Annotated in this window: 15 protein-coding genes; 3 read left to right on the forward strand and 12 right to left on the reverse strand. The window is 65.9% G+C overall.

The window, feature by feature from the left end:
* The 10 genes from GF399_09440 to mrdA all read right to left on the reverse strand — a co-directional run.
* Window positions 1–386: hypothetical protein (locus GF399_09440; GenBank protein ID MBD3400542.1), on the reverse strand; the 386-nt coding region annotated here is incomplete at its 3' end.
* A gap of 337 nt (window positions 387–723) precedes the next feature.
* Entirely contained in the window at window positions 724–1068 is a 345-nt protein-coding gene (locus GF399_09445) for a hypothetical protein (protein ID MBD3400543.1), read from the reverse strand.
* 305 nt (window positions 1069–1373) lie between these two features.
* Window positions 1374–2912 (reverse strand): hypothetical protein, encoded by a 1539-nt coding sequence (locus GF399_09450; protein ID MBD3400544.1) that lies wholly within the window; start codon window positions 2910–2912, stop codon window positions 1374–1376.
* Window positions 2913–2940: 28 nt separating this feature from the next.
* Window positions 2941–3699: an alpha/beta fold hydrolase gene (locus GF399_09455; protein MBD3400545.1), complete on the reverse strand. Its 759-nt coding sequence runs from the start codon at window positions 3697–3699 to the stop codon at window positions 2941–2943.
* A gap of 220 nt (window positions 3700–3919) precedes the next feature.
* Entirely contained in the window at window positions 3920–4249 is a 330-nt protein-coding gene (trxA, locus tag GF399_09460; protein MBD3400546.1) for a thioredoxin, read from the reverse strand.
* Between the two features lie 114 nt (window positions 4250–4363).
* The gene (locus tag GF399_09465) at window positions 4364–4648 is read right to left on the reverse strand and encodes a carboxymuconolactone decarboxylase family protein (protein MBD3400547.1); all 285 of its coding nucleotides are present in this window, start codon (window positions 4646–4648) and stop codon (window positions 4364–4366) included.
* A gap of 290 nt (window positions 4649–4938) precedes the next feature.
* Window positions 4939–5283: a carboxymuconolactone decarboxylase family protein gene (locus GF399_09470; protein MBD3400548.1), complete on the reverse strand. Its 345-nt coding sequence runs from the start codon at window positions 5281–5283 to the stop codon at window positions 4939–4941.
* Window positions 5284–5432: 149 nt separating this feature from the next.
* Window positions 5433–6224, reverse strand: coding sequence for a bifunctional hydroxymethylpyrimidine kinase/phosphomethylpyrimidine kinase (locus GF399_09475; protein MBD3400549.1), 792 nt, complete (start codon window positions 6222–6224; stop codon window positions 5433–5435).
* A 240-nt stretch (window positions 6225–6464) separates the two neighbouring features.
* Window positions 6465–7814 carry a rod shape-determining protein RodA gene (gene rodA, locus GF399_09480; GenBank protein MBD3400550.1) on the reverse strand — a complete coding sequence of 450 codons (1350 nt, stop codon included), beginning with the start codon at window positions 7812–7814 and terminating at the stop codon, window positions 6465–6467.
* Window positions 7763–9619 carry a penicillin-binding protein 2 gene (gene mrdA / locus GF399_09485; protein ID MBD3400551.1) on the reverse strand — a complete coding sequence of 619 codons (1857 nt, stop codon included), beginning with the start codon at window positions 9617–9619 and terminating at the stop codon, window positions 7763–7765. Before mrdA ends, rodA begins: the two co-directional genes overlap by 52 nt.
* 177 nt (window positions 9620–9796) lie before the next feature.
* Between mrdA and GF399_09490 the strand changes: the two genes are divergently transcribed.
* The 3 genes from GF399_09490 to dnaE all read left to right on the forward strand — a co-directional run bounded on the left by GF399_09490 (window position 9797) and on the right by dnaE (window position 17144).
* On the forward strand, window positions 9797–10603 hold the full coding sequence (locus GF399_09490; GenBank protein MBD3400552.1) for a zinc-ribbon domain-containing protein: 807 nt from the start codon (window positions 9797–9799) through the stop codon (window positions 10601–10603).
* A 404-nt stretch (window positions 10604–11007) separates the two neighbouring features.
* A complete protein-coding gene (locus GF399_09495; GenBank protein ID MBD3400553.1) occupies window positions 11008–13689 on the forward strand; it encodes a PQQ-binding-like beta-propeller repeat protein in 2682 nt (893 codons plus the stop codon).
* The gene (gene dnaE, locus GF399_09500; protein ID MBD3400554.1) at window positions 13686–17144 is read left to right on the forward strand and encodes a DNA polymerase III subunit alpha; all 3459 of its coding nucleotides are present in this window, start codon (window positions 13686–13688) and stop codon (window positions 17142–17144) included. Before GF399_09495 ends, dnaE begins: the two co-directional genes overlap by 4 nt.
* Window positions 17145–17344: 200 nt before the next feature.
* On the opposite strand, the gene GF399_09505 is transcribed toward dnaE, so the two are convergent.
* Window positions 17345–17971 carry a TonB family protein gene (locus tag GF399_09505; protein MBD3400555.1) on the reverse strand — a complete coding sequence of 209 codons (627 nt, stop codon included), beginning with the start codon at window positions 17969–17971 and terminating at the stop codon, window positions 17345–17347.
* A gap of 127 nt (window positions 17972–18098) precedes the next feature.
* Complete coding sequence (locus GF399_09510) at window positions 18099–18458, reverse strand: hypothetical protein (GenBank protein ID MBD3400556.1); 360 nt, start codon at window positions 18456–18458, stop codon at window positions 18099–18101.
* Window positions 18459–18640 lie beyond the last annotated feature (182 nt).

Below are 18640 nucleotides of genomic sequence, written 5' to 3' on the forward strand. Positions count from 1 at the left end.
GACACACACTCGTAGGGGCAATAGCCCTCATCCCACCAGCGGCCCGTCGGCGAGCAGCCATTGGGACCATACGGACCCATCATCGAAAACGAAACACTCAGTACGCTTACCCCATCATCGACGACGTTGGCCAGAATATTACCGTAATCGTCTTGGTCGTAAACTGCACCCCACCCATCAATTATCAGGCAATCGTATCCTTTGAGATGCTCTTCGGGTGGAATACCCCAACCTACGCTGAAAAAATTTACAAAGTCAATCCGCGGGTCGTTTTCTAGACAGTCTTGTAGTTCAGTTAAACTCCTCGTGCCAAGAATGGCAATCGCCAACCCCTGCGCAGCAGTCAAGCCGCACAGGGCTAGAACTAACAGGGTAACCGTTTTCATCGTCATCACCTCACTGGACCCAGCGGGTCTGGAACTCGACCCGTTCAGTCCACATCTCATCCCAGGTGCCCCAGTCGTCGATCTTCATCTCGAGCACCATCTCATCGTGACCGCATTCAGGATAACCCGTGGGGAAGACCTCCGGCCAATCACCGCGTTTGAGCCAATCCCAGTGGCAGCCGTCGGAGTTGTCACAGGGCCAATAATCCGGCTCCTCGGGCGGGCCATAGGTCGCTCCCTGGGGATGGGGAAAGCAGTTGAAGACGGCGGCATAGAACCATGGTGTAAGATCATCAGGATCTCTGAAATGATATTGGTAATCGTTTAAATTCCAAGCTCACCAGTCTTCCGGTTGAGCCACACCATTGACCGTCTTGGCCCAGGCGATGGGGTCTTCTCCACCGATCTCGAGGTTAGGTTGGGTATTCACCACGATGTAGTAGCAGTAGCGCACCTTGGGGTCATCCATGGTGTACTGCAGAAAAGGTTCATGGTCGTCGGGATTGGTCGGATCGTAATAACCGCGGTAGGCGGCCTCGCCCAGGTGGGAGTAGTAGCCCCAGGAAGCCGCTTTCTCGTCCTTGCCCAGGGCGAAATACGTCGTGTAGGGCGTAGCGCCCTGGCCGAACTCTCCGGCTTTCAGGTGGTAACTCCACTGAGAAGTTACGGTACTGTCACTCAAGCGTTCTTCGATGACCAGACAGGCGATGTAGTCGGGCGGGTCGCCGTCGAAGAGAGAGTTGTTGATTTGGACTCTGGGTCGAATACGGAATTCGATGGCGGCGGCGCTTACACTTGTCGTTACGAGGAGTACGGCCAGCAGGGCCGTTAGGGCTGCGGTTCACTTCATCTCGCCTCCTTGGTTGGGGCATTACGTTGGGGCATTACATTGTGAACGTTAAAATTAAACTAGCACAAAACGGCCGCCCCGGCAAGGACGCCCGTCATATCAAGCGGATTATTAGCTGTGCGCTACCGCGAGGCCGCTCAGGACTCCTGCAGGCCGTGGAGCAGATCGGCGAACTCGCGGTCGTTCTTCAGTCGGGGGACCTTGTTCTGGCCGCCGAGCTTGCCGCGGACCTTCATGAAGTCGAAGAAGCTTTCCGGGCGCAGAACGGTGATCCGGGGGGCGCCCAGGCTGGCGTCGCCGCGGCGGTGGGCGGCGTAGTCGTCGTTGAGCTCCAGCAGCTTGTCGTCGAGGGCCCGGGCGAAGCGCTCCAGGTCGTCGGGCTGTTCGACGAACTCGACCAGCCATTCGTGGTAGGGCAGCTCGCCGGTGCTGTCGGTGTAGACGGGGGCGGCGGTGAAGTCCTTGACCACGGCGCCGGTGACGCGGCAGGCGGCGTCGACGGCGGCCTCGGCCTCCTCGACGATCAGGTGCTCGCCGAAGGCGGAGAGGAAGTGTTTGGTGCGGCCGGTGACGATGATCCGGTGGGGATTGAGCGAGACGAAACGGACGGTGTCGCCGAGAAGGTAGGAGTAGAGGCCGCCGGGGCTGGTGATCAAGACGGCGTAGTTGACGCCGGTCTCGACCTCGGCCACGGTCAGCCGGGGCGGCTGCTCCTCTTCGATGCGCGCGGCGGGGATGAACTCGTAGAAGACACCGTAGTCGCACATCAGCAGCAGGCCGTCCTCGGGTCCGGCGTCCTGGATGGCGACGAAGGTCTCCGAGGCGGGGTAGACCTCCTCGAAGTCGACGTCGGGACCGACGACCTCCTCGAACAGGGGTCGGTAGGGCTTGACGTTGACGCCGCCGGTGATCATCAAGCGCAACTCGGGGAAGATCTCGGTCAGTTGGGCCTCGGGATCGCCGTACTCCTTGCGGACCTTCTCGAACAGAACCAGCATCCAGGAGGGGATGCCGGAGATCATCCGCACGTCGCGACCCTGGACCAGCTTGGCGATGCGGTCGATCTTCTCCTCCCAGTCGGTGATCTTGGCGATCTGATCACCGGGGAGGTAGTAGGGCTTGTAGAAAGGCGGGATGCGCTTGGAGAGGATGGCGGAGAGGTCACCGGAGTAGATACCGGTGGAGACCTTGGAGAGGCTGGTGGTGCCGCCGAGGAACAGCATCTGCCCCAGGAAGAGGCTCAGGTCGTCCCCACAGCGGTGGCAGTGGAAGAACAGGCTGTCGCGCCCGGCCTTGCGGTTGACCCGCCAGAGCTGGTTGGTGAAGGGGATGTACTTGTTGCCGCGCTCGGCGGTAGTCCCGCTGGTCAGGGAGAAGTAACGCACCTTGCCCGGCCAGAGCACCGAGCGTTCGCCCTTAAGCATCAGCTCGATGTAGGGCTCGTAGAACTCGTAGGAGGCGGGCGGCACCCGACGACGGTACTGCTGGAGGCTGATCAGGGGGTTGAGCCCGTGCTGGCGGCCGAAGTCCGTGGTGGTGGCCTGCAGCATCAGGTAGCGGAAGGCGAACTCCTGATACGGCCAGGGATCCCGGGCCATCTGTTCGACCCGGCGCATCCGCCGGTTGTAGACCCGGCGCAGGATGCGCAGCTTCCCGCGATCGTAGGCGTTGGGCATCCTTAGCTCGTCGGCTCGGCCGCCGGGGCTAGTCCAGGCGGCGTTGGAGGAAGTCCTCGAGAACTTCGGAGAACTTCTCCGGGTACTCGAGCATCGGCGCGTGACCGCACTTCTCGAAGATAACAAGCTCGCGGTCGGCAATATTGTCGCGGAACTCGTGGGCCACGTCGAGGGGGGTGATGGTGTCCTCGCGACCCCAGACCAGCAGCGTCGGCACGTCGATCTTCGCCAGGTGCTCGCCCATATGGGTGCGCTTGGCCGACTTGGCGACCTTGACCAGGCGGAACTTGTTGCGCCGGCTCTTGAGGAACTCGTCGACCTCGTCGACGATCCCGGGGCGGATACTGGACTCGTCGTAGAAGATCTCGGCCACCCGGTCGTAGATCCAGTCCCGGTTGGGGCTGGTGGGGATCCCCTGCTCGTAGCCGCGTTCGAAGAGCCCGGAGGAACCGGTCAACACCAACCCCCGGGTCAACTCGGGATAGAAGCAGGCCAGATAGAGGGCGATGTGACCGCCGAGGGAGTTGCCGACCATCACGGCGCCCTCGATATCGGCCCATTCCAGAAAGTCGGCGGTGTAGCGGCTCAGGCCCTCGACGGTGGGGTCCTTCCAACTGTTGTCGAAGATCGGCAGCTCGAGGGTGATCACGCGATAGTTCTCGCTCAGGTGCTCCAGGGTGTGATCCCAATTCTCCGGCTTGCCGAACATGCCGTGAAGCAGCAGGATCGTCAGGCCGGAACCGAGATCGATCCGGGGGTATTTGTCCGTGGTCAGGCTGAATTCCATTAAACACCCGGTTGTTGTAGGTTGGCGAGTGGATTGGTGTCGTGAGGTTTGGCGCTGCTCCGGGGCTTCGTCCGTCGCGCAGCGGTCAAGTGGGGCTGATTATAGCCGGAGCAGCGGGGGTGGTCAAGTTGCCGCGACGGGGCTTCACCCGCCGCGGAGGATAATGCCAAACAGCGAACGCCCCGTCGGCAACGGGGCGTTCGGCGGTTTCGTGAACAGCTTAGAGAAGCTCTTCGACGGTCTTGACCAGCCGCTTCTTGGGCTGGGCGCCGACGACCTGACGGACGACCTCGCCATCCTTGAAGAACAGCAGGGTGGGGATGCCGCGGATGCCGAACTTGCCGGCGGTCTTGGGATTCTCGTCGACGTTGAGTTTGACGACCTTCAGCCGGCCCTGGTACTCCTTGGCGAGCTCCTCGACGGCCGGGGCGATGGCCAAACAGGGGCCGCACCAGGTGGCCCAGAAGTCCACCAGCACGGGGATGTCGCTTTGCTCGACCTCTTCGGCGAAGCTGTCGTCGGTGCCGACGACTTCATACTCGGAAGACATTCAACCTCCTCGGGTTGGGTCAAGGACCACCTTCGATGTGAAGGGGTCTTTGTTTCCATCTTGGTATTCTACAGCAGCCTAGCACAGGGTTTAACGGCGGTCAAGGATCGGCGCTCAGGCGCCGGCGGCCTTCTCGGCGGCGACGAAGCGCTCCCGGGCGCCGCCGGCCAGGATCAGCTCGGCCACGGCGACGAGTTCGCGGTACTCGCCGTCGGTCAAGCCGTAGCGCCGGGCCTTGGCGAGATGGCCCTCGATGCAGGGCTGGCAACCGTTACCGTAAGCCACGGCCACGGCCAGCATCTCCTTGGTCTTGCGGTCCAGGGCGCCGTCCTTGGTCATCACCCGCTTGTAGAACTCGACGAAACCGGCGTCGATCTCGGGAAAATCGTTGAGCCTCATCCTTCGCTCCCACGGTTCGTTGTGACGGTTGGTTGTGACGCGGTATATATTAGCAAAATCTTAAGCGGATAGCATCCCCCTTATGGTATTGGCGGGACAGGACCGATTTTGCCGCAACCGAGGAGCCCGCCGTCTCGTCCGCCAGGGCCGGCTGATCGCCGTGCTAAAGCGAAACGCTCCCGGGCTGCTGCACCGATAACAACCCGCAAGAAATATGCCAACTACCGAATACAGCCGTCGAACAACAAAAAACCGGGACGCCGCGGCGCCCCGGTCCGGTGTCTCGACGCTCAGCAGCTCTGCTTGCCGCCGGTCTCGCCGTAATACATTATCACGCCGCCGGCGGCGATGACCTCGCAGACCGCGACCAGTTCGCGGTACTCCTCTTCGGTCATCCCGGCCTCGAAGGCCTTGGGCTTATGATACTTGATACAGCCCTGGCACTTGTTGCCGAAGGCGAAAGCCAGGGCGATCATCTCCTTGGTCTTGAGATCCAGGGCGCCGTCCTCGGCAAGATAGGCGTGGTGGAAGTCGACGAAGGCCTCGTCCATACCGTTGGTCTCATTGATAGCCATGGGGTTCCTTTCATCAAGCGCTTGGGGTGCGTTTTTGCTCCACCAATGATGGTAACACATCCTGTGCCTGTGTTCACGATAAGTGCCTGTGAATATAGCGTCGCGTCGGATCGACTTGCTTAATCGGCTTGCCGGAGCGGCGTGAGCGGACCCGCCGCCTGCCGCGTTGGCCAGCCAAGCAAACAGCCGACCGCTGATCGGGCGTCCGCTCAGCCCGCCGCCCCCGGTGCGGCGACATAGCCGGCCGCCCCGGCATAGGCGGCGCTCACGGCGTCGTTGACGAGAACCTTGGCCCGACCCGCCGCCTCGCCGACGGACAAACCCCCCGCCAGGCCGCAGGCGATCGCCGTCGCCAGCAGACAGCCCGTCCCGCGGACAGTATGCCGCGAACGCCCGCCGGGGAAAACCTCCCCGGCGCCCGCGGGTGTCGCCAGGCAATCGACGGGCGCGCCGGGCAGATGACCGCCCTTGAGCAGCACGGCGCAGCCCAGCTCGACGGCCAGCTCCCCGGCCGACTCGACGGCCTCGTCGGCGGTTGCATAGTCGCGGTCGAAGAAGGCCTGGACCTCCCGGCGGTTGAAAGTCACCAGACTCGCCCGGGGGAAGGCCCGACCGCGCAGCACCTCCAGCAGACCGGGAACCGCCAACCGCCCCCCCGCCGAGGCCCCCAGCACCGGATCGATCACCAAAACCGTTGCCCGGGGCAGCTCGGCCAGCAGCAACTCCAGCAGCTCCGGCAGGTAGACGACACCCAGCTTGACAGCACCGACGCCGCTCCAGTCCACCGCCCGCAGTTGACCACGCAAGGCGCCCGGGGGAACCGGAAAAACCTGATGCACCCCACCGGCGTCCTGGGGCGCCAGGACGGCGGCGATGGGCAGACAGGGAGTGCGCAGCGCCGCCGCGGCGCGGATGTCCGCCGCCAACCCCGCCCCGCCCGAGGTATCCAAACCGCCGACACAGACGACGGCGTTACTCACGTTGCTCATCCGAACTCCCATCGATGATGTCTGTTCGTATCGGTATCACCGAACCGGCGGCGGCGCCATGCCGGGCGAGACCTTTGCCCGACCCGTCAACACCCCGCCGCCGGAACCGCCGCCGGAACCGGCACGGTTTTTGCGGAGGCCGAGCGTTGCCGCCGGCCCAACGGTCGCCGAGATGCAAAAACCGTGCCGGTTCCGGCCCTCGGCCCTGGGGCGGCACCGACGAATGACCGGCAAAGGTCTCGCCCGGACGCCCTACAGCGTCAACTCGTGGCTGCGCCGCTCGACGGCGGCGGTAAGGCCTACGGCCAGCCAGGCGGTCAGCATGAAGCTGCCGCCGTAGCTGACGAAGGGCAAAGGCAGCCCGGCCACCGGGAACAGCCCCAGGCACATGCCGATGTTGAAAAAAGCGTGAAAGGCCAGCAACACGGCGACGCCGTAGCAGATCAGCGAGCCGAAGCCTTCGGGAGCGCGACCGGCGGCGCGCAGGATACGCCATAACAGCAGAACGTAGAAGGTGACGAGGAGGAAGCTGCCGACGAAACCCCACTCCTCGGCCCAGACGCTGAAGGCGAAGTCGGTGTGCCGTTCGGGCAGGAAGGCCAACTGCCCCTGGCTGCCCTGCAGGAAGCCCTTGCCCCAGAAGCCGCCGGAGCCGATGGCGATGCGGCTCTGAATGCTGTTGTAACCGGCGCCGTGGGGATCGACGGTGGGGTCGAGGAACATCAGCACCCGGCGCTGCTGGTAACCCTTGAGCAGGTTCCAGCCCAGGGGCAGCAGCAGACCGCCCAGGGCGCCGGCGACGATCAAGCCGGCGAAGTAGCGGCCCGCCCGTTTCCGGAAAACCACCCAGAGGCCGATCATGAGGGCGGCGCCCAGCCACCACCAGGGCCGGCAGACAAACCCCAGGGGCGAGGCGGCGAAATCGGCGCCCACCAAAGCGACGATCCAAGCCGGCGCCGTGGTCAGCGCCGTCAACGACCAGCCGAGGGGCAGGAGCAGGGCGGCGATCTTCCAGCCGGCGTTACCACTCCAATAGCCGATCCCCAGGGCCAGGGGTACGAAAACGAAGGCCGTGGCCAGGTCGGGCTGCACGGCGATCAGTCCCAGGGGAATCAGCGCCGCGGCGACGATCGCGGCGTAATCCCGGCGTCTCGGCCCCTCCTCGCCGCGCCGACTGAGCAGCCAGGCGGCCAGCAGGATGTAGGCCAACTTGGCCGGTTCGGCGGGTTGGAGGCTGAGCGGCCCCAGGCTGAGCCAGCGCCGGGTCTCGGCGCCGCCGGGCAGCGCCAGCACCAGCCCCAGCAGCAGCAGCGTCGCGACATAGGGCCAGGGGGCGTAGGGCTGCAGTCGACGATAGTCCAGCCGGGAGAGCAGCAGGGCTCCGCCGAGGCCGACAGCGGTCCAGCCCAGCTGGAGCAGCCAGCGCGGGACGTCGCCGGCGTAACCCCCGACGCTGGCGTTGACAAGGACACCGCAGATCGACAACACCGCCGCCGAGCCGAGGAGGAGCCAGTCGGGCCGGGTCCGTCGTGGCTGGGGGCCGGGCACGGTTACCTCCTCGGTCCGCAAGCCGTCAGCCGGACCGCCAGCGGGTCCAGGCAACCGACGGGCTCGTCGTCGGGCAAGCCGTTATCAAAACAATAGGCCAGCAGCCGCTTGGCGTACTTGATGTAGCTCTCACCGAAGCCGCCGTTCTCGATCATGATCACCACGGCCAACCGCGGCTCGTCGGCCGGGGCGAAGCCGCAGAACCAGGCGTGGGGTTCACCGTGGGGATTCTCGGAGGTGCCGGTCTTGCCGCACAGCTCGACCGGATTTGGTCCGAAGCGGCGCAAGACGTTCTTCAGCCCCGTAATCAGTGTTTCACGGACCCAGTCCGGCAGCTCGAGCTCGCGACGGACGACGGGTTCCAGTCGGCGGCGCGGACGGCCGTCGGGACCGATGATGCGGCTCACCAGGCGCGGCTCCAGCAGCCGCCCGCCGTTGGCGATCGCGGCGTACATCGTCAGCAACTCCAGGGGGGAGACCAGAACGTCTCCCTGGCCGATGGCGTTGTTGCAGATCTGCCCCCGGGGCCAACGCTCGCCCCAGCGCTCCTCGAGGCGCTCCAGGGAGGGCAGTTGACCGGCCCGCTCGTGGGGCAGATCGATCCCCGTGGGCTCGTTCAAACCATAGCGGACGCCGTACTCCCGGATACCCTCGATGCCCAGGCGCAGACCGAGCTGGTAGAAGTAGACGTTGCAGCTCCAGCCGATGGCCTCGGTCAGGGTCAGCGAGCCGTGGCCGATGTGACCCCAGCAGTGGAAGGCGGTGTCGCCGAGACGGAAGACCCCGCCGCAGGGCTGGTCCATCCGACCATCGGGAGTCACCGCCCCCGTCAGCAGGCCAGCGGTGGCGTCGACGAGCTTGAAGGTCGAACCCGGCGGGTAGGTCGATTGGTAGGCGCGCGCCAACAGGGGCTTGTCCGGGTCCGCGTTCAGCGTCCGCCAGTATTCGGGGTCGCCGCCGACGCCGACCCGGTTGGGATCGTAGGTCGGCCGCGTCGCCAGGGCCAGCAGCTCTCCGGTCTGCACGTCCATGACGATGATCGAGCCGCGCAGCCCCGGCTCGGGCTGGATCCACTCCCTGTCCGCCGGCCAGTCGTAGGGTTTGCGATAACTGGTTTCGGCGAGGATCGCCTCGGCCATCCTCTGCAAACCCAAATCGACGGCCAGGATCAAACCGTCGCCCGGCAGCGGCTCCGATCTGCGCTGGGTGGCGATCCGGCGCTCGTGGGCGTCGACTTCGACGACCTCCTCACCGGGGATTCCGCGCAGCGCCTCCTCGTAGTAGGCCTCCAGACCCTTGCGGCCGATCAACTCCCCCAAACGGTAGCCCCGCTCCAACTCCTCGGGACGGACCTCGTCCAGATAGCCCAGGACGTGGGCCAGGCATTCACCGTTGGGATAGGACCGCCGGGGGCGGCTGGTGATAACCAGGCCCGGATCCTCGGCCTCGGCCACCCTGGTCAGCAGGGCGGCGTCGGCGTTCTCCACCAGCCGCGCTGGCTCGTAGGGATAGCTGCGGCCTTCGCTGAAGCGTTCCAGCAACTCGGTCGCCTCCAACCCCAACAGCTCGCAGAGCTCCTCCAACCGTTCGCCCGCCGGTATCTGGGTCGGCGGGGCCAGCAGACCGACGGCGTAGGCCGGCTCGTCGAGGGCCAGGGGTGTCCCCCGGCGATCGTAGATCCCGCCCCGCGGCGCCGGCAGGGGGATCCGACGCAGGCGGTTCTCCTCGCTGGCCCGGGCCAGCTCCAGGGCGTGGGTCACCTGGAGCTCACCGACCTTGATCAGCAAACCCAGGGCCGCCAGGGCGACCAGCAACTGATTGAGCAAGCGCCTGATTTTTCGTCGCGATAAGCGGGGCATCTCCACCTCATGCGATCACCGCTTTAGTATACCAAAGCCAACGGCTGAAGGCGCGCCGTCACCCCGACCGCGGTTGACAAGCAATCACGGCCTTGGCATACTCACGTTTGCAAATTGCGTCTATAGCAATGGCGGCGAAGCGGCCGATACCAGTCGGACCGGGAGAGCACAGACAGCATGAGTAAATCCAGAAAAGCCGATCCCCTGGGACAACCCGTTTGTCCCAACTGCGGTACGCCCCTCGAGAAGGGCGCCAACTTCTGCATCATGTGCGGCACTCCGCGACCCGAGGAAGAGGCCACCTGTCCGTCCTGCGGTAAGCCCATCAAGGACTCGGACATTTTCTGCGGCAACTGCGGGATGCGCCTGCGCGGCGAGGTCGCCAAGGTCGAGGCCCGGATGGACCCGGAAGAAGAGGCCAAGCTACAGGGCCAATCGACGGATTCGCCGATCACCCTTTCCGAGCTGCTCGCCGTCCCGCCCAAGCTTCCCGCCGACGGCATCATCGTCCGCAAGGCCGGTACCGGCACCAAGTACGGACCCGGGACCCTCGAACGGATCCAGAGCCTGCTCAAGAAGGGCCTGATCGAAGGCGAAGACGCCGTCGGCACCGGTGACGGCCGCTGGTGGTTGATCAAAGACCATCCCCAGCTCTGTGAACTAATCGGCGTCCACCAGGAGGAGCCCGCCGAGGTCAAGATCGAGCTCGCCGCCCCGCGCATCGAACCCGAGACCAAGCGCTCCACCACCGAGGTCTCCGAAGAGGAAGCCGAAGAGCTGCCCCCGCGCCCCGGACTGATCCCCGCCGACAATATCTACATCTATCTCATCGACTCCAAGAAGGAAATGGGGCCGATGAGCTACGCCACCCTGGTCAAATACATCCGCAACGGCACCCTGGCCAAGCACGATTACATCTATTCCACCAAGAACCGCTGGACCAGCTTCCGCGATCTGCTCAAAGAAGCCGAGGACGAGGATTGACCAACACGAAGTCCCGTAGCCCATCCCGCCGCGGTGAGCACCGCGGCCCTCGAGCACCCAGCCGTTCTACCGCCGCAAGCCACGCCGGCCTCGACGCCGACACCGGTTCCCCGCTTCCCGACAGTCCCGCCGACAGACCCGGTCTCAGCGCCGCGCCGGGCGGGGCTCCTTCCCACCGCGAGGCAGTGACCCTACCTCAGCCCCGGAGCCGGCACGGTTTTTGCATCTCGGCGACCGTCGAAACGCTCAGGGGTGGCGCCTCCGCAAAAACCGTGCCGGCTCCGGGCGTTTAACCGGCGGCCCCGCGAGGCTGTGGGGATCCCGCCCGGCGTGGCGCTTCGCGCTGTAACGACCCCGCTGCCGCGGCTTCAGCATTCCCTGGTATCCCTACCGAGAAACGGCCTATGTACTGTCCCAACTGCGGTCAAGAGAACCCGGATCAGGCGCGCTTCTGTCGGCACTGCGGCTCGAGGATGCCGGAGACGCCGACGGAAACGACGACGGATGCCGAACTTGAGCTGATCGAGGGTTCGTCGGAGTTCGTCGGCATGACCCTGGGCCGCTACCGGGTGCTCAAGCAGGTCCGCTTGACGACGACGGGGGTCATCTACCGGGCCCTGGACACCCAGCTCGACCGGATCGTCGAGATCAAGGTCCTGCCCCGGGACTACGCCGAGGACGAGTACCGCCGGCGGACCTTCCGCGAGGAGATCAGCCTGGCGGCCGGACTGGAGCACGCCAACATCCTGCCGGTCCATGACTTCGGCCGGGTGGGGGACAACTTCTTCGTCGTCACCAAGCACGCCGACGGCCATTCCCTGGCCCGACACATCGAGAAACGGGCCCCCCTGGCGCCGGTGGAGATGCTGCGGATCGGCATCCAGATCGCTTCGGCCCTGGTCTATCTTCACCGCCACTTCATCATTCACGGCCGGTTGTCGGCGGCCAGCTTCATCCTCGATGAATCGGGCCACGTCATGTTGCGCGACGTGGACTTCTACACCTCGCGCCAGTGGCGCGATCCAGGCGTTCCCCTGACTTCGGAAGAGCAATCGGAGCGTCGGGAGATGGCCCGGCTCAAGCGGGTCACCGATTACCAGGCCCCCGAGATCGCCGGGGGCGGGCAACCCGACGCCCGCTCCGATATCTACTCCCTCGGCGTGATCCTCTACCATCTGCTGACCGGTCATCTGCCCTTCGACGAGGGCGAGGGCGAGGCCGACGAGTTGACCTTCCGCGGGGTGCCCCTGGCCCTCGAGGAGCTGCTGATCTCGATGCTGCGCCGCGATCCCCTCGAGCGGCTGGAGACGGCGGACGAGGTGCGCGAGGCGCTGCGTCGGGCCTACTCGGTCTCGATCACCTCCCTGGCCGGGGACCAGGAGGTCGCCGAGGAGTTCATCGATTTCTCCCGGCTCAACACGGCCCAGGACGAGGATCGGCACCGTAACGTCGAGGCCCTGCTGGTGTCCCTGAGCCGTGACGTGGACCTGCGTAAACTGGCCCGGCGGCCCGGGGACGAGGAGGCCCTGGAGGCCATCGCCGCCGGTGATCCGGCCCCCCCGCATTCGATCAGCCACCTGAGCTTCTTCTCTGTTCTCGATGACTGTCTGGCGGCGGCGCGCCGCGGCTCGGTGGCCGACGCCCTGTCGATCCTCGACGCCGGGGTTCACCCCGCCGAGGCCGAGGCCCTCGCTGAGACCCACCGCTACCTGAATCGGTTGGCCGAGCGCGAGCGCAACCTCAAGCGGGCGCGCTTCATCCTGGGCAACAACCTGGTGACCGAGTTCCGCCGGGCCGCCGAGAGCTTCCGCCACGCCCTGGAAGAGGACCCGAGCTGTATCGAGGCCCGTGAGGGCCTGGAGCTCCTGGGCGACGTCGGCGAGCTCTGGCAGCCACGGGAGCAACCGCGACGACGGCGCTGGCTCAAGCCCCTGCTGTTCGGCGGCGGCGGCCTGTTCCTGCTGGTCGTCCTGCTGATCATCTTCATCAACCCCAGCCCGGGTGAGCTGGCCGACAACCTGACCCCGCGGGGCCTGCTGCCCGGCGGCCATCAACCCCCCGTCGCCGGAGCCACGACGGCCGTCGAGGCGCTCGAGCTCCCCGCCGAACCCGCCGCCGCCCCGGCCTTCGCCGGCGATTACGTTCTGGTGAGCCTGGAGGGCGAGGCCCTGGCCGCCTTCTCCCTGCTGACCGGCGACGAGGTTTGGCGAACCGCCGGCGTCGCCGGTGATCACCCGCCCCTGGTCTACCGGGGTGAGCCCCGGGAGGAGTACCGGGGGGTCTTGATTTCCGCCGGCGGCGGTCGCGTCGAGTTACGCGACCACGAAGGACGCCTGCTGGTCCAGCGGGAGCTCGAATCCCGGCTGGCCGCCGTACCCGCCCTGGGCGCCGAGGGCCAGCTCTACGTCGCCAACGATCTGGGCACGGTCTTCGCCTTCGACCTCTCCACGCCGGGACGCCTGCTGCGGCTTTGGGCGACCAATCTGGGCTCCCTGCCCGCCGGGCTGTTTCCCGCCCCCAGCGGCAAGCGGCTGCTGGTGACCTTCACCGATGGTCAGCTGGCCCTCTACGACGGTTACAACGGCGCCGAGCTGTGGACCTCGACGCGCCGGCTGCCCCTGGGCGGCCCCCTGACCGTGGATTACCCGCGCCCCGTCTTCGACGACGAGACCATCCACCTGACCGTCGGCGACCGCTACCTGGCCTTCGATCGGACCACGGGAGCCGTCGTCGAGGAGCTGCAACTGTCCGCCGGCACCCTGGGCAACGCCTGCCTGCACGAGGGCTCCGTCTTCTTCGCCTCCGGCGGCGGAACGGTCTTCCGCCTGGTGCCCGGGACCGAGCCGACGGTCTACAGCGAGGAGCTGGAGGTCGAGTTGACCCTGGAGCGCCCGCTGATCTGCGGCACCGAGCTGTTCTTCCGCCGCGCCGACGGCCAGCTCCAGGCCGTCAACACCTCGACCCTCGGCCCGGTGCCCCGGGAACTGCCCGTCGCCGATTACCCCCTCGCCGTCAGCCGCGGGAATGCCTACCTCGTCGACGGCCGCACCGTCTACCGCCTCAGCGCCCAACCCGAAGACCGATGACCCAGCCCGCCTTCGTCCATCTACACAATCACAGCGAGTACTCGATCCTCGACGGTATGTGCCGGGTGCGGGACATGGTCGACCGCGCCGTCGAGTACGATATGCTGGCGCTGGCCCTGACCGACCACGGTAACATGTTCGGCGCCGTACCCTTCTACAAGGCCTGCCTTAAGCGCGGCATCAAGCCGATCATCGGCTGCGAGCTCTACCTGACGCCGGGCTCGCGCCACGACAAGGACGCCGCCCAGCGCACCCGCTACCACCTGGTCCTGCTGGCCCGGGACGCCACCGGCTACAGCAACCTGACCCGGCTGGTCACCCTGGCCCACACCGAGGGCTTCTACTACAAGCCCCGGGTGGACAAAGAGTTACTGGATAAACACTCCGCCGGCCTGATCGCCACTTCGGCCTGCCTCTCCGGCGAGGTCTCCCGGCGATTGCTGGGCGACGACTACGACGGTGCCCGCGAGGCCGCCGCCTTTTACCGCGACGTCTACGGTCCCGAGAACTTCTACCTGGAGCTGATGGACCACGGCATCGAGGAGCAGCAGCGGGTCAACCGCGGCCTGGTCTCCCTGGCCCGGGAGCTCGACCTGGGCCTGGTGGCCACCAACGACTGCCACTTCCTCTCCCACGCCGACCACCGGGCCCACGACGTCCTGCTGTGCATCCAAACGGGCAAGACCCTGTCCGACACCGACCGGATGCGCTTCGAGAGCGATCAGGTCTACTTCAAGAGCCCGGCCGAGATGGCCGAGCTCTTCGGCGAGCTGCCCGAGGCCCTGGAGAACACCGTCGAGATCGCCCGGCGCTGTCACCTGGACCTGGAACTCAACCCCCCCGGCGGCCGGCTGCCCTCCTACCCCGTTCCCGAGGACGAAACAGAGGAAAGTTTTCTGCGTCGGATGTCCCTGGAGGGACTCGAACGACTCGGGCTGGCCGAGCGAGCGGAGTACAGGAAGCGTCTCGACGAAGAGCTGGGGATCATCGAGCAGATGAAGTTCCCCGGCTACTTCCTCATCGTCTGGGACATCGTGCGGCAGGCCCGGGAACTGGGCGTCGAGGTCGGACCGGGGCGCGGCTCCGCCGCCGGCAGCCTGGTGTCCTACTCCCTGGGGATCACCGCCGTCGACCCCCTGGAGTACAACCTGCTGTTCGAGCGCTTCCTCAACCCCGAGCGCGTCAGCATGCCCGACATCGACCTGGACTTCGCCGACGACCAGCGCGACCGGGTCATCGACTACGTCAAGGAGAAGTACGGCGAAGGCAACGTGGCCCAGTTGATCACCTACTCCCGCCTGGGCGCCCGGGCGGTCATCCGCGACGTCGGCCGGGTCCTCGGCGTACCCCTGGAGACCGTCGACCGGGTGGCCAAGCTGGTGCCCTACGGCCCCGGGGTGACCCTCGAGGGGGCCCTGCAGACCACGCCGGAGCTCAAGAAAGCCCGCGACGAGGACCCGCTGATCGCCGACGTGCTGGAGTACGGGCTCAAGCTCGAGGGGCTGGTGCGCCACGCCGGCACCCACGCCGCCGGGGTGGTCATCAGCGACCGCCCCCTCTACGAGGTCGTCCCCCTCTACCTCGACAACACCACCCAGTACGACGGCAAGGCCGTCGAGGACGTCGGCCTGCTCAAGGTCGATTTCCTGGGGCTGAAGAACCTCTCGGTCATCCGCGACTGCTGCGCGATGATCCGCGAGCGCCACAGCGTGGAGATCGCCCCCGACGACATCCCGATGGGCGACCCCAAGGTCTATGAGCTGCTCAAGGCCTGCGATACCGCCGGAATCTTCCAGCTCGAGTCCGATATCGCCCGCGACGTCCTGCGCCGGGTGGCCCCGAACAACTTCCGCGAGCTGATCCCCGTGCTGTCACTGTTCCGGCCGGGACCCCTGGGCTCCAAGATGACCGAGAACTACATCAGGGGCAAACACGGCGAGATCGAGATCAGCTACCCCCACGAATCCCTGGAAGACGTCCTGGCCGAGAGCTTCGGCGTAATGGTCTACCAGGAGCAGGTCATGCAGGTGGCCAGCCGCCTGGCCGGTTTCAGCTACGGCCGAGCCGACCTGCTGCGCCGGGCGATGGCCAAGAAGACCGGCATGCTCGATACCTACCGCAGCGAGTTCGTCAAGGGCGCCGAGGAGCGGGGCATCGACGGCCGCCTGGCCGACGGCATCTTCGAGCAGATCGTACCCTTCGCCAGCTACGGTTTCAACAAGAGCCACTCGGCGGCCTACGCCGTGGTCACCTACCGCACCGCCTGGCTCAAGGCCAACTATCGCCCCGAGTTCACCGCCGCCCTGTTGTCCCACGAGCTGGACAACGAGGACAAGATCGCCGCCTACATCGCCGAGGCCCGCCGCCGGGACCTCGAGGTGCGCCCGCCATCGGTAAATATCGGTCGCCAGGGCTTCCACGTCCGCGACGAGGAGGGCAAACCCGTCATCCAATACGGCCTGGGCGCCGTCAAGAACGTCGGCCTGGGCCTGGTCGATAAACTGATCGAAGAGCGCCGACAGAACGGACCCTTTACCTCGCTGATCGACATGGCCCTGCGCCTGGGCACCCAAATGCTCAACCGGCGGGTGCTGGAAGCCCTCGTCGCCTCGGGCGCCGCCGACGAATTCCCCGGCAGCCGGGCCCAAAAGTACGCCGCCGTCGAAACCATCCTCGACCGCGCCGCCAGCGAACTGCGCGACCGCGAGGTCGGCCAGGAGAACCTCTTCGGTCTGGGCATGGCCGACCCCGGCGTCGCCGAGGAGGGCGGCGACCCCCTCGACCCCGCTGTCAAGCCCTGGGACGAGCACGAGCGCATGAGCCGGGAGAAAGAGGTCCTCGGCCTCTACCTGACCGGTCACCCGCTGACTTCCCACACCGCCGTCATCCGCAGCTTCGCCAGCCACAGCATCGCCAACCTGCAACGCCTGCGCGGCGGCGAGAAGGTCCGCGTCGCCGGCGTCTTCACCCATATCAGCCGCAAGCTGGACCGCAACGGCCGACGTATCGCCTTCGGCAACCTCGAAGACGAAAACGCCGGTATCGAAATCGCCGTCTTCGCCGAAACCTACCAGCGCCACGGCGCTCTGGTGCGCAAGGATCAACCCGTCCTCGTCGTCGGCCAGGCTCAGACCAGCCGCGACGAAATCAACGTCCGCGCCGACGCCGTCTACGACCTCGCCGACGTCCCCCGACTGCTGGGACGCCAGCTCCACCTCCAGCTCCAAGCCTCCCTCGTCGACGAAGAAGTCCTCGAACCCATCCGCCGCCTGCTCACCGCCGGCGATGGTGAACTCAACGTCTTCTTCCACCTCGGTCTGCGCGGCGGCGAGGCCCTCCTCGGCGCCGGACCCGACTACCGCGTCGCCGCCGATCCCCAACTGCAACAACAGCTCGAAGAACTCCTCGGCGAGGGCAAGGTCTACTTCACCCCCGGACGCGACGACCTCCACTAATACCCGACCCGACTCCACCGTAAACCCGCCGGACGCAGACGAGGCGGTGGCGCGTTTGTTGCCGTCCGGCGCAGCCGGACGAACGCAAGAAACGTGCCACCGCCGTCGGTGAGAGGGGTAGACGGATAATGCAGGGAGCGGAGGCAGCCGCCGCCGCAGGCTGAACCGCGTTGGCGGCCCCGAGGGCCAAGCTCCGCGGTTTACCAGCGCTTGGGCTGCCGCTCGTAGCGGATCAACCAGTCGACCCAGCCGCCGACGGGACGACCGTTGCGCGTGGCGGGCCGCCAGCGGCTCTGCCGCGCGTACTGCAGGGCGTCGGCGTCAGCGTGGGGATTGCCCGAGCTTTCCTTAATCCGCACGCTCAGCGGTAGACCGGCGTCGTCGATGTAGAGGCGCAACAGCACAGTTCCCTCCCAGTCATCACCCAAGAGCTCGGGGCGCGGTTGCAGCGGAGCGGTCCGGACCAACCGCGGTTGATCCACGCCCTCCGCCCCGGCGCCGCCGCCCAGACCGCTGAAGGGCCCGCCGCCGCCCAGGGTGACGAAGGCGGGCGCTTCGCCGTCGACACTGCTCTCGGTGTGTCGAGCCTGTGAAGCACCGTCGACGTCCGCTGCGACGACGGAAACAGCGGGGGAACCGGCGACGGGCTCCACCACACTGAATCCGCCGCTACCGGGCGCCCGGCTCGTCGAGGGCCGCAGTTCGAGCAACACCGCCTCGGGCCGGGGGTCCGGCTCGGCGACGGGCGACCTGTCGCCCACCAGACAGATCAGGGCCAGATGAACGAGGAGGGAGGCCAACAGGGCCTGGCGAAAACGGCTGGACATCGGCTGGTTTCCCGGCGGGTTTATCGGTTTGCTTGGTCGGTTTGCTTGGTCGGTTTGCTTGGTCGGTAGGGTTCGATGCTAGCGGCTTTCAGCGGTCAAGTCCAGCATCGGGGAAAAGGAAAAGGCGTCATGTAACCTGAGCGGACCAATTGAGCAGTGCATCCTGCGGGTAGTCGAGCGCGTTTTCGTCGTCGCGATGGTTGAAGCGGAACGACCTTTCTCTGATAAAGCGCCTGAAGTCGAATTTGAAGCCAGCGTGATCGGCTTTTAGGCGGCGCTGGGCGTCGCCGCGGAAGTTCTCTACACCGTTGATATGCACCTTGCCGTCAACCCTTGTCTTGTCATGCTTGATGCGCCTGTGGTGGAAGGCGTTGAGCGAGAGTTTCTTGTGGGCCCGCCGGCCGTCGGTGTAGCGGTGTAGACGGTCGAGTCCAGCTCGGCCTGGCGAGGGGCGGCGCGGCGCTCCCTTGGTCGATTGTAAGTCGATTGTAAGTCGATTGCACCTTTGGCTGCTGTTTTAGCGGATAAGCCGACCGCCCTGGCCGCGGCGGCCGCCGCAACGCGCAGTCAAAATAAGCGAGCAACCTCTTCTTGCTTCTCTTGAGATAGCTTTGCAAGATAGCTTTGCATATCTTGGCCGATGGGCATAATTCTTTCCGTAATTCTTGC

Source organism: Candidatus Coatesbacteria bacterium (assembly GCA_014728225.1).
In the GTDB taxonomy this organism is placed as follows: domain Bacteria; phylum RBG-13-66-14; class RBG-13-66-14; order RBG-13-66-14; family RBG-13-66-14; genus WJLX01.

Bases quoted from the DNA above. Each gene is read 5' to 3' on its own strand.
- GF399_09495 (MBD3400553.1), top strand. From the start codon at position 11,008: ATGTACTGTCCCAACTGCGGTCAAGAGAACCCGGATCAGGCGCGCTTC.
- GF399_09475 (MBD3400549.1), bottom strand. From the start codon at position 6,224: ATGGGAGTTCGGATGAGCAACGTGAGTAACGCCGTCGTCTGTGTCGGC.
- GF399_09450 (MBD3400544.1), bottom strand. From the start codon at position 2,912: ATGCCCAACGCCTACGATCGCGGGAAGCTGCGCATCCTGCGCCGGGTC.
- dnaE (MBD3400554.1), top strand. From the start codon at position 13,686: ATGACCCAGCCCGCCTTCGTCCATCTACACAATCACAGCGAGTACTCG.
- mrdA (MBD3400551.1), bottom strand. From the start codon at position 9,619: ATGCCCCGCTTATCGCGACGAAAAATCAGGCGCTTGCTCAATCAGTTG.
- GF399_09465 (MBD3400547.1), bottom strand. From the start codon at position 4,648: ATGAGGCTCAACGATTTTCCCGAGATCGACGCCGGTTTCGTCGAGTTC.
- GF399_09455 (MBD3400545.1), bottom strand. From the start codon at position 3,699: ATGGAATTCAGCCTGACCACGGACAAATACCCCCGGATCGATCTCGGT.
- GF399_09505 (MBD3400555.1), bottom strand. From the start codon at position 17,971: ATGTCCAGCCGTTTTCGCCAGGCCCTGTTGGCCTCCCTCCTCGTTCAT.
- GF399_09490 (MBD3400552.1), top strand. From the start codon at position 9,797: ATGAGTAAATCCAGAAAAGCCGATCCCCTGGGACAACCCGTTTGTCCC.
- trxA (MBD3400546.1), bottom strand. From the start codon at position 4,249: ATGTCTTCCGAGTATGAAGTCGTCGGCACCGACGACAGCTTCGCCGAA.
- GF399_09470 (MBD3400548.1), bottom strand. From the start codon at position 5,283: ATGTGTTACCATCATTGGTGGAGCAAAAACGCACCCCAAGCGCTTGAT.